This window comes from Microbacterium sp. ZXX196 (genome assembly GCF_009709595.1).
Taxonomy (GTDB): Bacteria; Actinomycetota; Actinomycetes; order Actinomycetales; family Microbacteriaceae; genus Microbacterium; species Microbacterium excoecariae.
Map to the genome: position 1 here is coordinate 1 of NZ_WMEE01000020.1, position 15,005 is coordinate 15,005.

Sequence of the window (15,005 nt, forward strand, 5' to 3'; positions counted from 1 at the left end):
CGGCTCAGCCCGACCAGACGGCACGCCATCCGTTCGCTCACCTGCAGCCTGAGCTTGAGGTGCGAGACGGCGGCGCGACGTCTGCCCGGGCCTAGAAGTTTCCCTCAGCCAACTCCTTCAGCGCCGCCTTCTCCAACTCCGCCTCGGCGAGTAGCCGCTTGAGGGTGGCGTTCTGCTTCTCCAGCTCCTTCAGGCGCTTCGCGTCGTCGGCCTTGAGCCCGCCGAACTGGTTCCGCCACCGGTAGTACATCTGCTCGGACACCCCGAGCTCCCGACACACCGCGGCCACATCCTGCCCGTCGGCGAGCATCCTGTCGGCCTGCCCGAGCTTGCGGACGACCTGTTCCGGGGTGTGACGCTTCCTGCTGTTCGACATGATCTGACCAGTCTCCCTGCCCGAACCTTCGGGCGACAGGACGACTCTCAGAACCACCGGACCTACGAAACGGGGTCAGCCCACTGGGACCTACGAGTGGTGGTACTTCGACTCGCACCTGGACAACGGGGCCAAACTCGTCATCGCTTTCCACGCGAAAGACTTCGCCGCCCCCGCGCCGGGGCTGAACCCCATCGTCTCCATCGACATCGACCTGCCCGACGGTCGCCGCATCAACAAGCGCCAGCACTTCGACCCGGCCGACTTTGCCGCGTCGCGGGACATCTGCGACGTACGGGTCGCGAACAACCGCTTCCAGGGGGACCTGCACACTTACACGATCCATGCCGAAGTGGACGATGTGGTCGTCGACGTCGAGCTCACCGGAGTGACGGAGCCCTGGCGCCCCGCAACCGGCTACACCTACTACGGCGATGACGGCGCTGGCGAGTTCGCATGGCTGCCGGCGGTCCCGCACGGTACCGTCTCCGCAACGTACCGCGTCGGCGACGAGACCGCGACGTCGGCGGGGCACGGCTATCACGACCATAACTGGGGCAACGTGCCGCTGCAGATGGTCGTCAACAACTGGTACTGGGGCAGAGGTTCTGTTGGCCCGTACACGTTCATCACTGCGCAGATCATCAACGAGAAGGAGTACGGCTACGAGCCCGTCACGATCTTCATGGTCGCCAAAGACGGTCGTGTCATCGCCGACGACCACTCGAACGTCACCTTCTCGAAGAGCGGCGTCGCGACGGATGAGAAAAGCGGCAAGCCTGTCGCAGACAAGCATGCGTTCACGTATCAGGATGGCGACGCCTGCCTCGAGGTTGCGTACGAGCGCCGCTCCACCGTCCTGCATCAGTTTCTAGCCGACAGCCTCCCAGCCGACGTCAAGGCGCAGGCCGTCGCCGCCGGATACGACGGCGCGTACCTCCGGTTCGAGGGGGATGTCTATCTGACTCGCCGCGAAGCGGGGCAGCCGTCCGAAGAGCTCACAGGGGACGCGATCTGGGAACTGATGTATTTCGGAAGTCATCACCACGAGATGTTCCGCTAAACACCGGCTCGCTGGACACGTTGAGCCCGGCAGCCACACATGTGGCTGCCGGGCTCAACTGACGAGTCAGGCGTCCGGAGGCTGTGGCGTCAGCGGCTGCTGGTGGCGACGCCAGATGCATCATCCACGGCGCCTAGAAGCTGCTGAAGTGCCTCATCGATGTCGAAGGACACGCCGGCGCTCTGTTGCGCGAAGCCGAGAATCGTCCGGAGAGGCATCGACCCGAACAGGGGCAACGATTCTTCGTTCGTCAGGGCGTCAGCGGGCTGCCCCGTATTGGACATGGCTCCCTGGAGCACAGGCAGACCCACCGGGTGCGATGCCCACTCCTGCAGCGTGGAAGAGTTGTCCAGCATCGGGGTCGGCGCCTCAACGTCGAGAGTAATGACGTTCTGAAAGGGTAGGTTCTGTGAATGTGAGCCCACGTGGATGGTGAAGGCGCCCGGTTCGACTGTCCATCCCGTCGGACCCCAGAAGGCGAAGGAACGCTCGTCAAGCGTCAGCGTCACCACTCGCTGCTCTCCGGGCTCCAGCCACACCTTCTCGAACGCCTTCAGCTCCCGGATGGGCCGCGCGACCGAAGCGGTGTTGTCGGTCACGTAGACCTGGACGACGTCGGAACCGGCACGCTGCCCGGTGTTCGTGACCGTCACCTGCACGGTTGCCTGAGCGACGGTCGCGTCGGCGACAGAAACGCTGAGGTCGTCATGGGAGAAGCTCGTGTAGCCAAGGCCGTATCCGAAGGGGAAAGCGACGGGACGATCCGTGGCGTCGTACCACCGGTAGCCGACGTGAAAGCCTTCTCCATAGCGGACAACGCCGTTCTCTCCGGGCCAGTTAACGTGCGCGGGAGTGTGGGCGAGGTCGAGAGGGATGGTCTCCGCCAACCGGCCGCCGGGCTCGGAGATACCGAAGATGATGTCGGCGGCAGCACCACCCGACGCCTGACCCGCCAGCCACATCTCGAGGATGGCCGGCGCGACGCCTACGATGCTGTCGAGGGTGACGACACCCCCGTTGCTTAGCACGACCACGACATTCGCATTGACGGCCGCGATCTTCGCAAGCAGCGTGCGCTGTGTTTCGGGAATCAGCAGATGGGTACGGTCGAAGCCCTCGGACTCATCCCGGTCTGGGAGGCCGAGAAACAGCAGCACGACCTCGGACTGCGACGCGAGGTCGACCGCCTCGAGGTGCAGCAGGTCGTCGCTGTCTCCTTCGAAGCTGAATCCGGGAGCGAATTCAACGGGCCGAGAGCTTCGCTTCCCGATCTCGGTGAGTGCCTCGTCGAGACGGGTGGGATTGACATGGGAGCTGCCGGCGCCCTGGTAACGCGGGGTGCGTGCGAACTCGCCAATAACCGCAATCTGCCCACCCTCGGAGGGATCCAGCGGAAGGAGGTTTCCTTCATTGGCGAGAAGAACCGCGCCGTCTGCGGCGATGGTCCGCGCCAGGGCGTGGTGGGCATCGAAGTCGGCAGAGGCCTCCGCATCCTGCGAGCCACGAAGACGTTCGTGCACTCCGAGGACGCGGGAGACGGCCTGGTCGAGGAGAATCTCGTCCAGAGTGCCGGCGCGAACAGCTGCCACGATGGCCTCCGGACTCCGGTCGCCGGTGCTCGGCATCTCGAGGTCGAGGCCGGCTGCGACGGCGGCGACGGGGTCGACGACTGCGCCCCAGTCGGAGACGACGTAGCCCTCAAAGCCCCAGTCCCCGCGCAGCACGTCCGTGAGCAGCCAGTGATTCTGCGAGGCATAGGTGCCGTTGACCTTGTTGTACGAGCACATCACAGTGGCGGGGTTCGCTTCGCGAACGATGCGCTCGAAAGCGGGGAAGTAGATCTCTCGCAGCGAGCGCTCGTCGACCTGAGCGTCGACGCGCATCCGGTCGGTCTCCTGGTTGTTCGCCGCGAAATGCTTGACGGAGGAACCGACACCGCGGGACTGCACGCCTTGTACGAATGCCGTTCCCAGCACGCCCGCGTGGAAAGGGTCTTCGCTGAGGTACTCGAAGTTGCGGCCGCACAGCGGCGACCGCTTGATGTTCACGCCTGGGCCCAGCAGGATGTCCACATCCAGCGCACGGCTCTCATCGCCGAGAGCGGCACCCATCTGGCGGAGCAGCTCCGGATTCCAGGTCGACCCGGTCAAGCTTGCCGTAGGGAAGCACGTTGCCGGCTCGCTGGCGTTGATGCCGAGGTGGTCTTCCCCCTTTCGCTGCATCCGCACGCCGTGGGGGCCATCAGTCATGGTGATGGACGGGATGCCGACGCGGTCGACCGGTCGTGTCGTCCAAAAGGCCGCGCCGGAGACCAGGCCGGCTTTCTCATCGAGTGTCAGCTTCTCAACCAACGGATTCATAGGATTCTCCTTCTCGCAGCGTGGGCTGGGTCTTGACGGTCGCGACCGCTTCCTTCTGCGACTCAGCATCGAACTCGTCGTGCTGGTCGCGGGTACGGAAGGCGACCCAACCGATGGCGCAGCCCACCGCGAGGATGATGGCGAGGAACAGGTAGAACATCGTCGGGCTCCACGCAACCAGCAGCGGCGTGACCGTTGCGAGCGCGGCGGCGAAAAGGCGGGCAACGGCGATGATGGTTCCCTGCGCCGTGCTACGCAGCAGCGTCGGGAACTGCTCCTGCGTCCAGATCTTCATGATGCCCTCAGACGCGAAGACCGTGCCCCCGAGACCGATGAGGCCAGCGATGATGGCGGTCGTGAGGTTGATGCCGAAGAAGACGTATACGAGCTGCGCCACGACCCAGCAGACGGATCCGACAGTGAAATAGATGAATCGCTTCGGCGAGTCAGCGATCTTCATGAACCACAGCGCCCCGATGATGCCCAGCGGCAGGAACGGGAGCCCGATGAGGGTCGCGGTCTGCAGGTCCACACCGCCGGCGTTGACGAGGAGGTAGGAGCCGAACTGGCCACCCGTGTTGGCGGCCATGTTCGTCAGCGCGTAGAAACCGAGGAGAGCGAGGAACGGGGTGCGGTACGACCCGCGAAGCAGGTCCATCACGGAGGCGCGGTCGGCACGGACCGTCTTGATGCCCTGGCGGCGCTCGTCACGAGCGGTGAGCCAGACGTCTGACTCAGGGATCGCCAGTCGCGCGGCCAGGACGAGGGCGGAGATGACAGCGATGTGGAGGAACAGGATCTGAGCGCCGAGCTGACCGAGGCTGGCAACGCCTGCGCTGAGGAATGCGCAGACGATGATGCCGACTGCCCAGAGCAGCTGAGTGAAACCAATGAGTCGGCCGCGGTTTGCATCGGACGCTGCCTCCGAAATCGTCGAGATCGAGACCGGCAAATCTGCACCGGTGGCGAAGCCGAGGACGAGCGCTGCCGCCATGATGACGGGGAAGGAGCCGGCGAAAGCCAGCGCGCCAGCGGAGACGATGATGAGTGCCATGGTCACGGTAAACACGGGGCGGCGACCAAAACGATCTCCGAGTCGTCCGCCGACGAGGGCGCCGATGGCGATGCCAAGAGTGAGGCCTCCGGACGCAAGACCGATCTCGCCGGGCGTCAGGCCGATGGCGGCCTGAAGGAGGACCATCGCGGTGCCGAAGCTGACGATGGCGGCAGCGTCGATATAGGACGCCATCCCGGAAACGAGCGCAACCCACCAGGGACGAATGGGGCGACCGGTGCGAACGTGAGACACGAGGGCTTCTCCTTTGAAGTGGTGACGGGTAAACCACTGAGGTGCGCGTCAGGCTACTTCGACGAGCTACCGAGGTCACTGTACTTCCTGATTGTCCTGAAGACAATCAGGGAGTGTCGCGGGTGGTGGGGTATGTGCATACTTGTGGGTATGGCACGACCACCGCGGCAGAGCGTCGACCTCAGAGAGGTTGAGGTGAGTCCCGCTCCTCAGTTCCAGGGGCGGGGAGCGAATTTCTCGCAAGCGCTACAGGCGCTGGTCACCTCGATGAATTCCACTGCTGTCCGCGAAGCGATCCTCGAAGCGAGCGACTTTCCGCTGCCTGGTGACATGCCCGCGTTTTTGTTGCTGAACCAGCTGATCTATCGAACCACCGCGCGCCCGACGGACGTGGCAGATGCCATCGGGACGGGTCGGTCGAACGTAAGCAAGATCGTTCGTCGGTTGGAAGTCGCGGGCCTCGTTGGTCGAATGCCCGATCCGCAGAACGGCCGCCAGAGCATGATTGGCCTGACGCCAGCAGGGCGCGAGGTCGCCGAAAGGATCGTAGCGGTATCCAGTGGCGCGTACGACCTCATCTTCAATGACTGGACCGAGGATGAGTTCACGCAGCTTGAGAAGCTCGTGGTCCGCTTGGTGGCGAGTATCGACGCGCGGCTCGACCATCAGATCGAGAGGACCTCGGGTGTGCGGGTCGGCCAGCTCGCTACCCGACTTGAAGGCGAGGCCGAGGCCCCCTCTTCCGCCACGCCGGGCGGTGCATGGTTGCACCTGGAAGGTTCCGTGGCCCGCCCCTGATGCGGCGGTTCGTGTTGTCGGGGATCGCCCCGACTCTCATCGGCGCGCCTTGCGAGCCTCCGCAGACTGACGTTACCGGACCGTGATTGTCCTCACGACAATCCAGATGTACAGTGGCCTAACCGCCGTTGATTCGTTTCAATCCGGCGACATCCATGTCTGTGTTGGAACAAAGGAGTTCAGTTCATGCCTACCCGTGCCTATGTCGGCGCCGCGATTGCAGTTGTCGCTGCCGCCGCCATCGCGTTGTCGGGCTGTGCCCCCGCAGCACAGCAGACAGAGCAGACCACCACACTGAAGCTCGGCCTCGCCAACGCGCCTCAGTCTTTCGACCCGGCGCAGATGGGCGACGCTGGCAACATGCTGCAGTACGCCCAGGCTGTCTACGACTCCCTTCTTCACAAGGCCCCGGACGGGACCATCGAGCCGTGGCTGGCCACCGACTGGAAGTACAACGACGACAACACCGAGCTGACCCTCACGCTCCGCGACGACGTCACCTTCGCGAACGGGGAGAAGTTCACCCCTGAGGTTGCGGTTGCGAACCTCGAGCATTTCAAGGCGGGGGGCGGACCACAGGGTTCGATGCTCGCCGAGCTCGAGTCGGTCGCCGTCGGGGAAGGCAACACCGTTGTCCTGAAGCTCTCGGCTCCCAACCCGTCGTTGATCTCGTACTTGACCACGGTCGCAGGACTGCAGGTCAGCATGGAAGGCCTCGAGAACCCCGACCTGGCTACGGTGCCGTCGGGCTCTGGCCCCTACAAGTACGATGCCGACGGCAGCACCTCAGGCAGCGTCTACTCCTTCGAAGCACGCGAGGACTACTGGAATGAGGACATCGTCGACTTCGACACCGTCGAGATCAGGGTGCTCGAAGATCCGGCGGCAGTCGCTAACGCCTTCGCCTCTGGTCAGGTGGACGCTGTCCCGGCGTCCGTGGAGACACTCGCTCAGTTCGAGAACACGAGCGCCAAGATCGACACCGTTGAAGGTGATTGGTCTGGCTTCATGATGTTCGACCGGACTGGTCAGCTCGCCGAGCCGCTCGGCGATGTTCGCGTCCGTCAAGCATTCAACTACGCCATCGACCGCGACCAGGTCCTGGAGACGGTCGTGCGCGGGTACGGCACCGTGACGACGCAGATCTTCAGCCCGGAGGACCCCGGCTACGTGCCTGAGCTCGATGACGCATACGACTATGACCCGGAGCGCGCCAAGGAACTCCTTGCCGAGGCCGGCTATCCGGATGGTTTCGACGTCACGATGATTGTGTACTCGGCGTCCCCGGCCGACACCCTCGCCGTTTACGCCCAGCAGCTGGCCGAGGTCGGAATCCGTGTGACGTGGGAGACCCAGGACCTCAACACCTTCCTCGTCTCGATGACCACCGGTAAGACGGGCATCAACCCGATGCAGTTTGGCGCTAAGGGCGGCTGGGAGATGATCAACCAGCTCATCGCCCCGAACGCCCCGTGGAACCCGCTGCACGACCAGACGGACGAGCTGACCGCACTCATCGAGGAAGTTCGGACCGCGACCGACGACGCCGCGCAGGCTGAGGCGGTTCAGAAGGTGAACACCTACGTCGTCGAGAACGCGTGGTTCTCGCCGTGGTTCCGGGTGGCTTCCCCGTACGCAACTAACCCGGAGAAGGTCTCGGTGGAGATGCAGTACCAGCAGACCATCCCGAGCCTGTACAACTTCTCGCCCGCAGAGTGATGAGACCGGCCGGGCGGCGTGCGCCGCCCGGCCGGTTGTGTCTGAGGTAACCCATGATTACGTACTTCGCCAAGCGGGTCGGCTCCAGCATCGTGCTGCTGATCGTCGTCTCGCTTCTCACCTTCACCCTTCTCAACCTCACCGGTGGGATCTCCGTCGCTCGTGGAATCCTCGGACCGCTCGCATCCGATGAGCAGGTGCAGCAGAGAGCCGAAGATCTCGGTCTGCTGGATCCGTTCTTCATCCGCTTCGGGTCCTGGCTGTTGAGCGCCGTCCAGGGCGACCTTGGCCGTTCCTGGTTCACCAGTGAGAGTGTGACCACGGTCCTCGCCTCTCGCCTGCCCGTGACACTCACGATTGCGGTCACCACGGTCCTGGTCACCGCTGTGCTCTCCACCGTGCTCGGCGTCGCGGCCGCCGTCTACCGCGGCTGGGTCGACCGCGTCGTGCAGATCATCGCCGTCGTCGGCTTCGCCCTCCCCGGATTCTGGGTCGCCCTCGTTCTCGTATCCACTCTCGCCGTGGGACTGGGGATCTTCCCCGCCACCGGTTACATCGACTTCACGACGTCGCCGGCCGGATGGCTGTCGACCATCACATTGCCGGTGACGTCTCTTGCCATCGGATCCATCGCGGCAACCGCCCAGATCCTCCGCGGGTCTCTGATTGACGTTCTCGGTTCAGACTTCGTCCGTACCCTTCGCGCGGCCGGCGTGCCGGAGAGCCGTGTGCTCTACGTGCACGCTCTCCGTAATGCCGCACCGCCCTCGCTGACTGTGCTGTCGCTCCAGTTCATCGGCTTGCTCGGCGGCACCGTCATCATCGAGAAGGTCTTCGCCCTACCCGGTATTGGGTCTGTCGCCGAGACCGCCACAGCGACCGGAGACCTCCCGCTCGTACTCGGAGTGGTGGTGCTCTCGGTCGCCATTGTCATCATCGTGAATCTCGTCATCGACCTGGTCAACGGCTTCCTCAACCCGAAGGTGCGTATCTCGTGACCTCTCTCACCGTGGCCAACGCCGTCGTGGCCCCCAAGAAACGGCGAAATGCCTTCCAGCGCTTCCTCCGCGAGCCTCTGGGTATCAGCGCTTCTATCGTGCTGCTCCTCATCATCGCGGTCAGCCTGTTCGCGCCCGTCCTCGTCCCGTACGACCCCAATCAGACGTCTCTGGATCAGGCATTCGCGCCACCCAGTGCGGAACATCTCCTCGGCGCTGACGGCGTGGGCCGGGATGTCCTTGCCCGGCTTCTCTACGGTGGTCAGGCGAGCCTGCTTTCCGGGCTCATCGTCCTCGTCGTTTCCAGCGTCCTCGGTGTTACCACCGGCCTTCTCGCCGGCTACTTCGGTGGCTGGTTCGACACCATCGGAGAGTGGATCTCCAACCTTCTGATGTCGCTGCCCGGCATCATCATCCTGATGGCATCCGCCGCAGCTCTCGGCAGGTCGATCTGGATCTCGATGACCATATTCGGCATCCTCGTCTCACCCGGGTTCTTCCGGATGACGAGAGCCAACGTTCGCGCCGTCCGCAACGATGCTTACGTCGACGCTGCCCGCGTGTTCGGACTCGGAACCGGACGCATCCTTTTCCGCCACATCCTCATCGTCGTGCGCGGGCCCCTTCTCATTCAGATCACGGGTGCCGTCGGTCTCGCCGTCGTCATCCAGGCGGGCCTGGACTTCCTTGGCCTGGGCGATTCGTCCATCCCCAGCTGGGGGGTGATGCTCGCGGACGCCTTCCGCACCATCTACACCGCACCCTTGCTCGTCCTTTGGCCAGGCCTGATGATTGGCCTCACCGCCGGAGCTTCGTCGCTCATCGGCAATGCGCTCCGCGACGCGCTCGAAGAAGGCAACACCACCCGGGTCTCGCCCGCGGCAGCCGCGAAGAGTCGGCGCGCGCGCGCCGCAGCGACTGCCCACGTCGCAGCCGACACCGGCGCGGAGCGCGGGATCCTCGATGTCCGAGACCTTCGGGTCGGGTACCAGACCACCCGGATGCACTCCGTCGAGGTCGTGCATGGGGTGTCGCTCAGCATTCGCGAAGGCGAAGTCCTTGGACTCGTGGGTGAGTCCGGCAGCGGCAAGACGCAAACGTCGCTTGCCATCCTCGGCCTCCTCAGCCCCGGCGGGATCGTCACCGATGGCAGCATCGTGTTCGACGGCCAGCGGCTCGACACCAACTCCCCGGCGGACATGCGGAAACTCCTCGGTCGTCGAATCGCGTACATTCCGCAGGAGCCGATGACCAACCTCGACCCGATGTTCACGATTGGAAGTCAGCTCGTCGAGCGTCTGCGCGCCAACACGCGCATGTCGAAGAACGAGGCACGCGACACAGTGCGCACCATGCTCGACCGCGTCGGAATCGTCGACTCGAAGAAGGTCATGGTGTCCTACCCCCACCAGATCTCGGGCGGCATGGCGCAGCGTGCACTCATCGCCGGCGCCTTGTCGGCGAAGCCGGATCTCCTGATCGCCGACGAACCGTCCACCGCGCTCGATGTCACGGTTCAGGCGGAGGTCCTGGACCTGCTGCGCGAATTGCAGAGGGAGACCGGAACGGCGATGCTTCTCGTCACCCACAATTTCGGTGTCGTCGCGGACATCTGCGACCGGGTTGCGGTCATGCAGCAAGGCGAGATCGTCGAAGAAGCATCCGTCTCTGACGTGTTCGCCAACCCGCAGCACCCCTATACACGGGCACTGCTCGCAGCCAACCTGGAAGATCGTCCATCACGCCCGGAACGGGAGGTGACCGCATGAGCACCCCCGCTCTGCTCACAGTGAAAGACCTCGTCGTCCAGTACGCCGGACGTGGATGGCGCGCAAAGCCAACGCAGGTCCTACATGGCGTCTCTGCAGACCTGTACGCCGGAAAGACTCTCGGGCTCGTCGGGGAGTCAGGGTCGGGGAAGACCACCCTCGGCCGGGCGATCGTGGGACTCGTCGCACCGACGTCAGGAATCATAGAGTTCGACGGCGCACCGATCTCCCGGAGAACCCGCGCTGACCAGAAGCGACTGTCGAGCGAGATCCAAGTCGTTTTCCAGGACCCGTACTCATCGCTGAACCCGTCCATGACGGTCGCCGACATCCTTTCCGAACCGCTCATCGCCAACGGGCAAGACAAGGCATCCGCCCGACGGAAAGTACGGGAGCTCCTCGACCACGTGGGTCTCCCCGCGGACGCATCCGACCGGCTCCCGCGAGAGTTCTCCGGCGGACAGCGCCAGCGCGTAGCTATTGCGCGAGCACTGGCCGTAGACCCGAAGGTCATCGTCTGCGACGAACCGGTCTCGGCACTGGATCTCTCGACCCAGCTGCGCATCCTCGACCTCCTCATCGACATTCAGCGTGAGACGGATGTGTCCTACCTATTCATCACGCACGACATCGGCGCCGTCCGCTACATCAGTCACGACGTCTCCGTGATGTATCGAGGAGAGATCCTCGAGTCCGGCCCCGTGGACCAGGTCATCGAGGATCCCTCGCACGACTACACGAAGAAGCTCATGCTCGCCGCCCCCGTCGCAGACCCGGTCCAGCAGTCGCAGCGTCGCCGTCTCCGTCGCGAGATCGCGGCGACCAGCGGCCTTCCCGCCTCCCCGTGACTACACCGACTTGCTGGGCGCTCTCCGCTCAGTAAGTCAATCGAAAGGAACATCCGTCCATGACCACCGAACCACACTTCATCAGTGCCCCCGGACCCGTCGACACCACCGACCCCGCCCCCTATTTCCGTCGCGAGTTCGTCGTACAGGAAGGCCTCGTCCGGGCCACACTGTCGGTGACGGCACTCGGTGTCGTCACGTCCTACCTGAATGCACAGCAGGTCGGCCAAGATGAAGTGCTCGTGCCCGGATGGACGTCGTATCAGCACCGTCTCAACGTCTCCACCTACGACGTCTCGCACCTCCTGAGCGAAGGTGAAAACGCCTTCGGTGCCATCGTCGGCGAAGGATGGGCAGTCGGACGACTCGGGTGGGAGGGCGCCCGCCAGGTCTACTCCGAGCGTCCCGCCCTGTACGCGAAGCTCGAGCTCGACTACGGCAACCGCGTTGAGACCATCGCCTCCGACGAGTCGTTCACCGTCGGCTCCGGAGCAGTTCTCGTGCACAGCCTGTACGACGGCGAGCATTTCGACGCCCGTCTTGATCCCACCGGATGGAACGCCCCGGGATTTGATGACACGGCTTGGTCGGCAGCGCAGCCTTTCGAATGGAACCTGGACACTCTCGTCGAACCCGTCGGCCCGCCCATCCGACGCATTGAAGACCTCGCGCCCGTCGTCATCACCCAGTCCGCCTCGGGCGCATACATTGTCGACTTCGGCCAGAACATCGCCGGCTGGCTCCGGATCACCGTCGATGGCACTCCCGGCTCCACCATCGAGATCCGCCACGCGGAACTGCTGAATCCCGCCGGAGAGCTCGACGTCGAGTCCAACCGGACCGCCGCCGCCACCGACCGCTACACGCTGCGCGGCGACGGCCCCGAGAGTTGGGAGCCCAGCTTCACCTTCCACGGCTTCCGGTATGCGGAGATCACCGGCTGGCCAGGCGAGCTGACTGCAGACGACATCCGCGCAGTCGTTGTGCACAGCGACATGCAGCGGACCGGTTGGTTCGAGACATCGAACCCTCTCGTGACCAAACTCCACGAGAACGTCGTGTGGTCGATGCGTGGGAACTTCGTGGGCCTTCCCACGGACTGCCCGCAACGTGATGAGCGTCTCGGATGGACGGGCGACATCAACGCCTTCGGCCCCACCGCGGCCTACCTCTACGACGTTCGCGGCGTACTCGGATCGTGGCTGAAAGACCTTGCCGCCGAGCAGTTCGCCACCGGCGAGGTGCCCTGGGTCGTCCCCGGCGCCCTGCCGCAGTGGGCGGGCGCGGTAGCCCTGTGGAGCGACGTCGCGGTAAGCCTCCCGTGGACGCTTTACCAGGAGTACGGCGACCTCGACATCCTCCGCGACGCCTACACGTCGATGACCACCTACACGCGGCAGGTAGCCGGACTCCTTGACGAGCGCCACCTGTGGAGCAGCGGTTTCCAGTTCGGCGACTGGCTCGATCCCGATGCACCCGCCAACAACCCCATGGCAGCAAAGACCAGCCGCTACTTCGTGGCAACCGCGTTCCTGTGCCGAGTCACCCGGGAGATGGCGCACACTGCCGAGCTCCTCGGACGCTTGGACGACGCCGCCGAGTTCGCGGCCCTCGACGACCGGGTCCGCTCCGCTTTCCGGCGGGAGTACGTCGCCGAATCCGGCCGCCTCGTGGGAGAGTCTGTTACCGGGTACGCGCTGGCCATCGCTTTCGACCTCCTCGACGACGCACAGCGTCTGCGAGCGGGCGAGCGCCTCGCAGAGCTCGTGGCAGAGCGCGGATACCGCATCTCCACCGGATTCGCAGGGACACCGCTGGTCACCGACGCGCTCAGTGGAACCGGGCAGCTCGACGCGGCCTACAAGCTGCTGCTCGAGACGGAGTGCCCGTCGTTCCTCTACCCCGTCACCATGGGAGCCACCACCGTGTGGGAGCGGTGGGACGCAGTGCTGCCGGACGGCACCTTCAACTCCACCGGCATGACCTCCCTGAACCACTACGCGCTCGGCGCCGTGTGTGACTGGCTGCACCGCGTCGTCGGTGGCATCCAGCGCGTCGAGCCCGGCTATGCCAGCGTCCGGATCGCGCCGCAGCCCGGAGGCGGGCTCACCTCGGCCCGCACCGTGCACGACACGGTCCGCGGTCAGATCTCGGTTGACTGGTCGATTGAGGATGGACGGGCGCGTGTGCAGGTCACGATTCCAGAAGGCGTTCGGGCTTCCGTGGTTCTGCCTGGCCATCCCGAAGCCGAAGCCATCGAAGTCTCTCCCGGCGAGCACGAGTGGGAGTACGAGGTCCCTCAGGGCTACGGCATGCCGGAGCCACTGTCCTTCCAGTCTTCGATTCTGGACATCTCTCGCGTTCCTGAGGTCTGGGAAGACGTCGCACAGTCGTTCACACAGCATTTCCCGGGGCTGCCTCTGGACACGGGGTCGCCGCTCGCCACGATGCCATTGAACTCACTGCTCGAAGCGATCCCCGGCGTCTCGGACGAGTTCCGCTCCGACCTGAAGAAAGCAATCGCGCACTGACGTACCGAAGAAAAGTGGACTCGCCGGGGAGGGAGCGCTTTCGCACCTCCTCGGCGAGTGACGCGTCGCACGGATCATCGACTCACGGCGTCCCGAATCGCTGCGCTTCGTTGGCGCGTTCGTCGATGCGACCGCAGACTACGCGTCACTCAGCCCGCAGCGTAGGCGACCGGGGCGGATGAGCCCTTCGAGCGTCGTGGTCATCCGCGTTTCATGGATATCGACTCGCAGGAAGGCTCGCCGAGCCGCTGCCAGCGTGGAGGCCCGAGCTACGAGCTCAGGCTTGAAGCGCACTGCCAACTCTTGAGCTTCGGCGCCGACCAAGAGGTTCCTGTTTCCCGGCCCATCCGCTCTGCCGGTTGACGGCCGGACGAGAGCGTCCAGGTTCGAACAGCGACTGACCGCGATGGGGATAACGTCGATCGCAGATCTTGCTGCAGCCGACCCGACGCGGATCCGCAAAGCCTTCAATGTTGTCGTGATGAGGATCGCGCTCGAGCTCCGCGGCATCCCGGCGATCAGCGCTGAAGAGGACCGAACAGGGCGGAAGGACCAGTTGATCGTCTCTCGGTCGTTTTTGGAGAAGATCACTACTCGCGACGGCATCCGGCAGGTTCTCTCGATCTACGCGCAACAGGCAGCCTCACGGCTCGTCAAACATCGCCAGGTAACCATGCTGCTCAGCGCATTCGCGGGCCCATCGCACTACTCCGAGCAGCGCTATTTCCCCTCGGTGATGGTCAAGCTGCCGACGCCGACAGCTCACCCCGTCGAGCTCACGAGGGTAGCCCACCAGTTGCTCCCGAAGATCGAGGATGGCATCCGCTATGCGCGCGCCGGCCTCATGCTGATCGACCTGCGGCCGGCCGGTGCACACCAGATGCTCGAGCCCTTCCGACACACGCACGAAGAGGCAGGCATCGCCGACCTCGTCGACCAGGTCAAACGCAAGACCGGCCGCGAGTTACTGGGGCTCGGGTACGGCGGTATTCGTCCGGGCCTCTCCTGGCAGATGAAGCGCAACATGCTCACTGCCCGTGAGCCGCCCCCTTCATTCGGTCCGGACGTTCTGTGAGTCGTCGGTTTCGATGTGATGGTTGCACTGTCGAGCGTACTCGGCTGGGGGTAGGTAGCCGAGCGAGGAGTGCCGGCGGTGATGGTTGTACTCGTCCTTCCAGTCGCCGATGATGACCTGCGCGTGCAGCAGCGAGTAGAAGCTGTTGATGTTGAGGCA

General features: G+C 64.4%; 11 protein-coding genes and 1 pseudogene. 8 read left to right on the forward strand and 4 right to left on the reverse strand.

Going from position 1 to position 15,005, the window contains the following annotated elements:
* Positions 1-376 (reverse strand): annotated as a pseudogene (locus GJQ66_RS11820) (transposase); the annotation flags it as partial.
* Between the two features lie 352 nt (positions 377-728).
* On the opposite strand from GJQ66_RS11820, the gene GJQ66_RS11825 reads away from it, so the two are divergent.
* The gene (locus tag GJQ66_RS11825; protein WP_155049569.1) at positions 729-1,439 is read left to right on the forward strand and encodes a hypothetical protein; all 711 of its coding nucleotides are present in this window, start codon (positions 729-731) and stop codon (positions 1,437-1,439) included.
* 89 nt (positions 1,440-1,528) lie between these two features.
* Here the strand turns inward: GJQ66_RS11825 and GJQ66_RS11830 are convergent, their stop codons facing one another.
* Both GJQ66_RS11830 and GJQ66_RS11835 read right to left on the reverse strand, forming a co-directional pair.
* Positions 1,529-3,799, reverse strand: coding sequence for a glycoside hydrolase family 3 C-terminal domain-containing protein (locus GJQ66_RS11830; RefSeq protein WP_155049570.1), 2,271 nt, complete (start codon positions 3,797-3,799; stop codon positions 1,529-1,531).
* Positions 3,783-5,108, reverse strand: a complete 1,326-nt coding sequence (locus GJQ66_RS11835) for an MFS transporter (RefSeq protein ID WP_368732925.1) — start codon at positions 5,106-5,108, stop codon at positions 3,783-3,785. The genes GJQ66_RS11830 and GJQ66_RS11835 overlap by 17 nt, the downstream gene beginning before the upstream one ends.
* A gap of 150 nt (positions 5,109-5,258) precedes the next feature.
* Here GJQ66_RS11835 and GJQ66_RS11840 point away from each other — a divergent pair, with 150 nt between their 5' ends.
* The 7 genes from GJQ66_RS11840 (at position 5,259) to GJQ66_RS11870 (ending at position 14,846) form a co-directional block, all read left to right on the forward strand.
* Entirely contained in the window at positions 5,259-5,906 is a 648-nt protein-coding gene (locus GJQ66_RS11840) for a MarR family winged helix-turn-helix transcriptional regulator (protein WP_196215880.1), read from the forward strand.
* Between the two features lie 186 nt (positions 5,907-6,092).
* Positions 6,093-7,625 carry an ABC transporter substrate-binding protein gene (locus GJQ66_RS11845; RefSeq protein ID WP_155049572.1) on the forward strand — a complete coding sequence of 511 codons (1,533 nt, stop codon included), beginning with the start codon at positions 6,093-6,095 and terminating at the stop codon, positions 7,623-7,625.
* A gap of 53 nt (positions 7,626-7,678) precedes the next feature.
* Positions 7,679-8,623: an ABC transporter permease gene (locus GJQ66_RS11850; RefSeq protein ID WP_155049573.1), complete on the forward strand. Its 945-nt coding sequence runs from the start codon at positions 7,679-7,681 to the stop codon at positions 8,621-8,623.
* A complete protein-coding gene (locus tag GJQ66_RS15425; RefSeq protein ID WP_368732926.1) occupies positions 8,620-10,392 on the forward strand; it encodes a dipeptide/oligopeptide/nickel ABC transporter permease/ATP-binding protein in 1,773 nt (590 codons plus the stop codon). Before GJQ66_RS11850 ends, GJQ66_RS15425 begins: the two co-directional genes overlap by 4 nt.
* Entirely contained in the window at positions 10,389-11,240 is an 852-nt protein-coding gene (locus GJQ66_RS11860; RefSeq protein ID WP_155049574.1) for an ATP-binding cassette domain-containing protein, read from the forward strand. The genes GJQ66_RS15425 and GJQ66_RS11860 overlap by 4 nt, the downstream gene beginning before the upstream one ends.
* 59 nt (positions 11,241-11,299) lie before the next feature.
* Entirely contained in the window at positions 11,300-13,771 is a 2,472-nt protein-coding gene (locus GJQ66_RS11865) for a glycoside hydrolase family 78 protein (RefSeq protein WP_155049575.1), read from the forward strand.
* A 406-nt stretch (positions 13,772-14,177) separates the two neighbouring features.
* Complete coding sequence (locus tag GJQ66_RS11870; RefSeq protein WP_155049576.1) at positions 14,178-14,846, forward strand: DUF4113 domain-containing protein; 669 nt, start codon at positions 14,178-14,180, stop codon at positions 14,844-14,846.
* Here the strand turns inward: GJQ66_RS11870 and GJQ66_RS11875 are convergent.
* A partial coding sequence (locus tag GJQ66_RS11875; RefSeq protein ID WP_155049577.1) for an integrase core domain-containing protein occupies positions 14,823-15,005 on the reverse strand: 183 nt, incomplete at its 5' end. The two genes, GJQ66_RS11870 and GJQ66_RS11875, sit on opposite strands and share 24 nt — an antisense overlap.

Coding starts and splice junctions, on each gene's coding strand:
- GJQ66_RS11830 (WP_155049570.1), bottom strand. CDS start 3,799: ATGAATCCGTTGGTTGAGAAGCTGACACTCGATGAGAAAGCCGGCCTG.
- GJQ66_RS11840 (WP_196215880.1), top strand. CDS start 5,259: ATGGCACGACCACCGCGGCAGAGCGTCGACCTCAGAGAGGTTGAGGTG.
- GJQ66_RS11845 (WP_155049572.1), top strand. CDS start 6,093: ATGCCTACCCGTGCCTATGTCGGCGCCGCGATTGCAGTTGTCGCTGCC.
- GJQ66_RS11850 (WP_155049573.1), top strand. CDS start 7,679: ATGATTACGTACTTCGCCAAGCGGGTCGGCTCCAGCATCGTGCTGCTG.
- GJQ66_RS11860 (WP_155049574.1), top strand. CDS start 10,389: ATGAGCACCCCCGCTCTGCTCACAGTGAAAGACCTCGTCGTCCAGTAC.
- GJQ66_RS11865 (WP_155049575.1), top strand. CDS start 11,300: ATGACCACCGAACCACACTTCATCAGTGCCCCCGGACCCGTCGACACC.
- GJQ66_RS11870 (WP_155049576.1), top strand. CDS start 14,178: ATGGGGATAACGTCGATCGCAGATCTTGCTGCAGCCGACCCGACGCGG.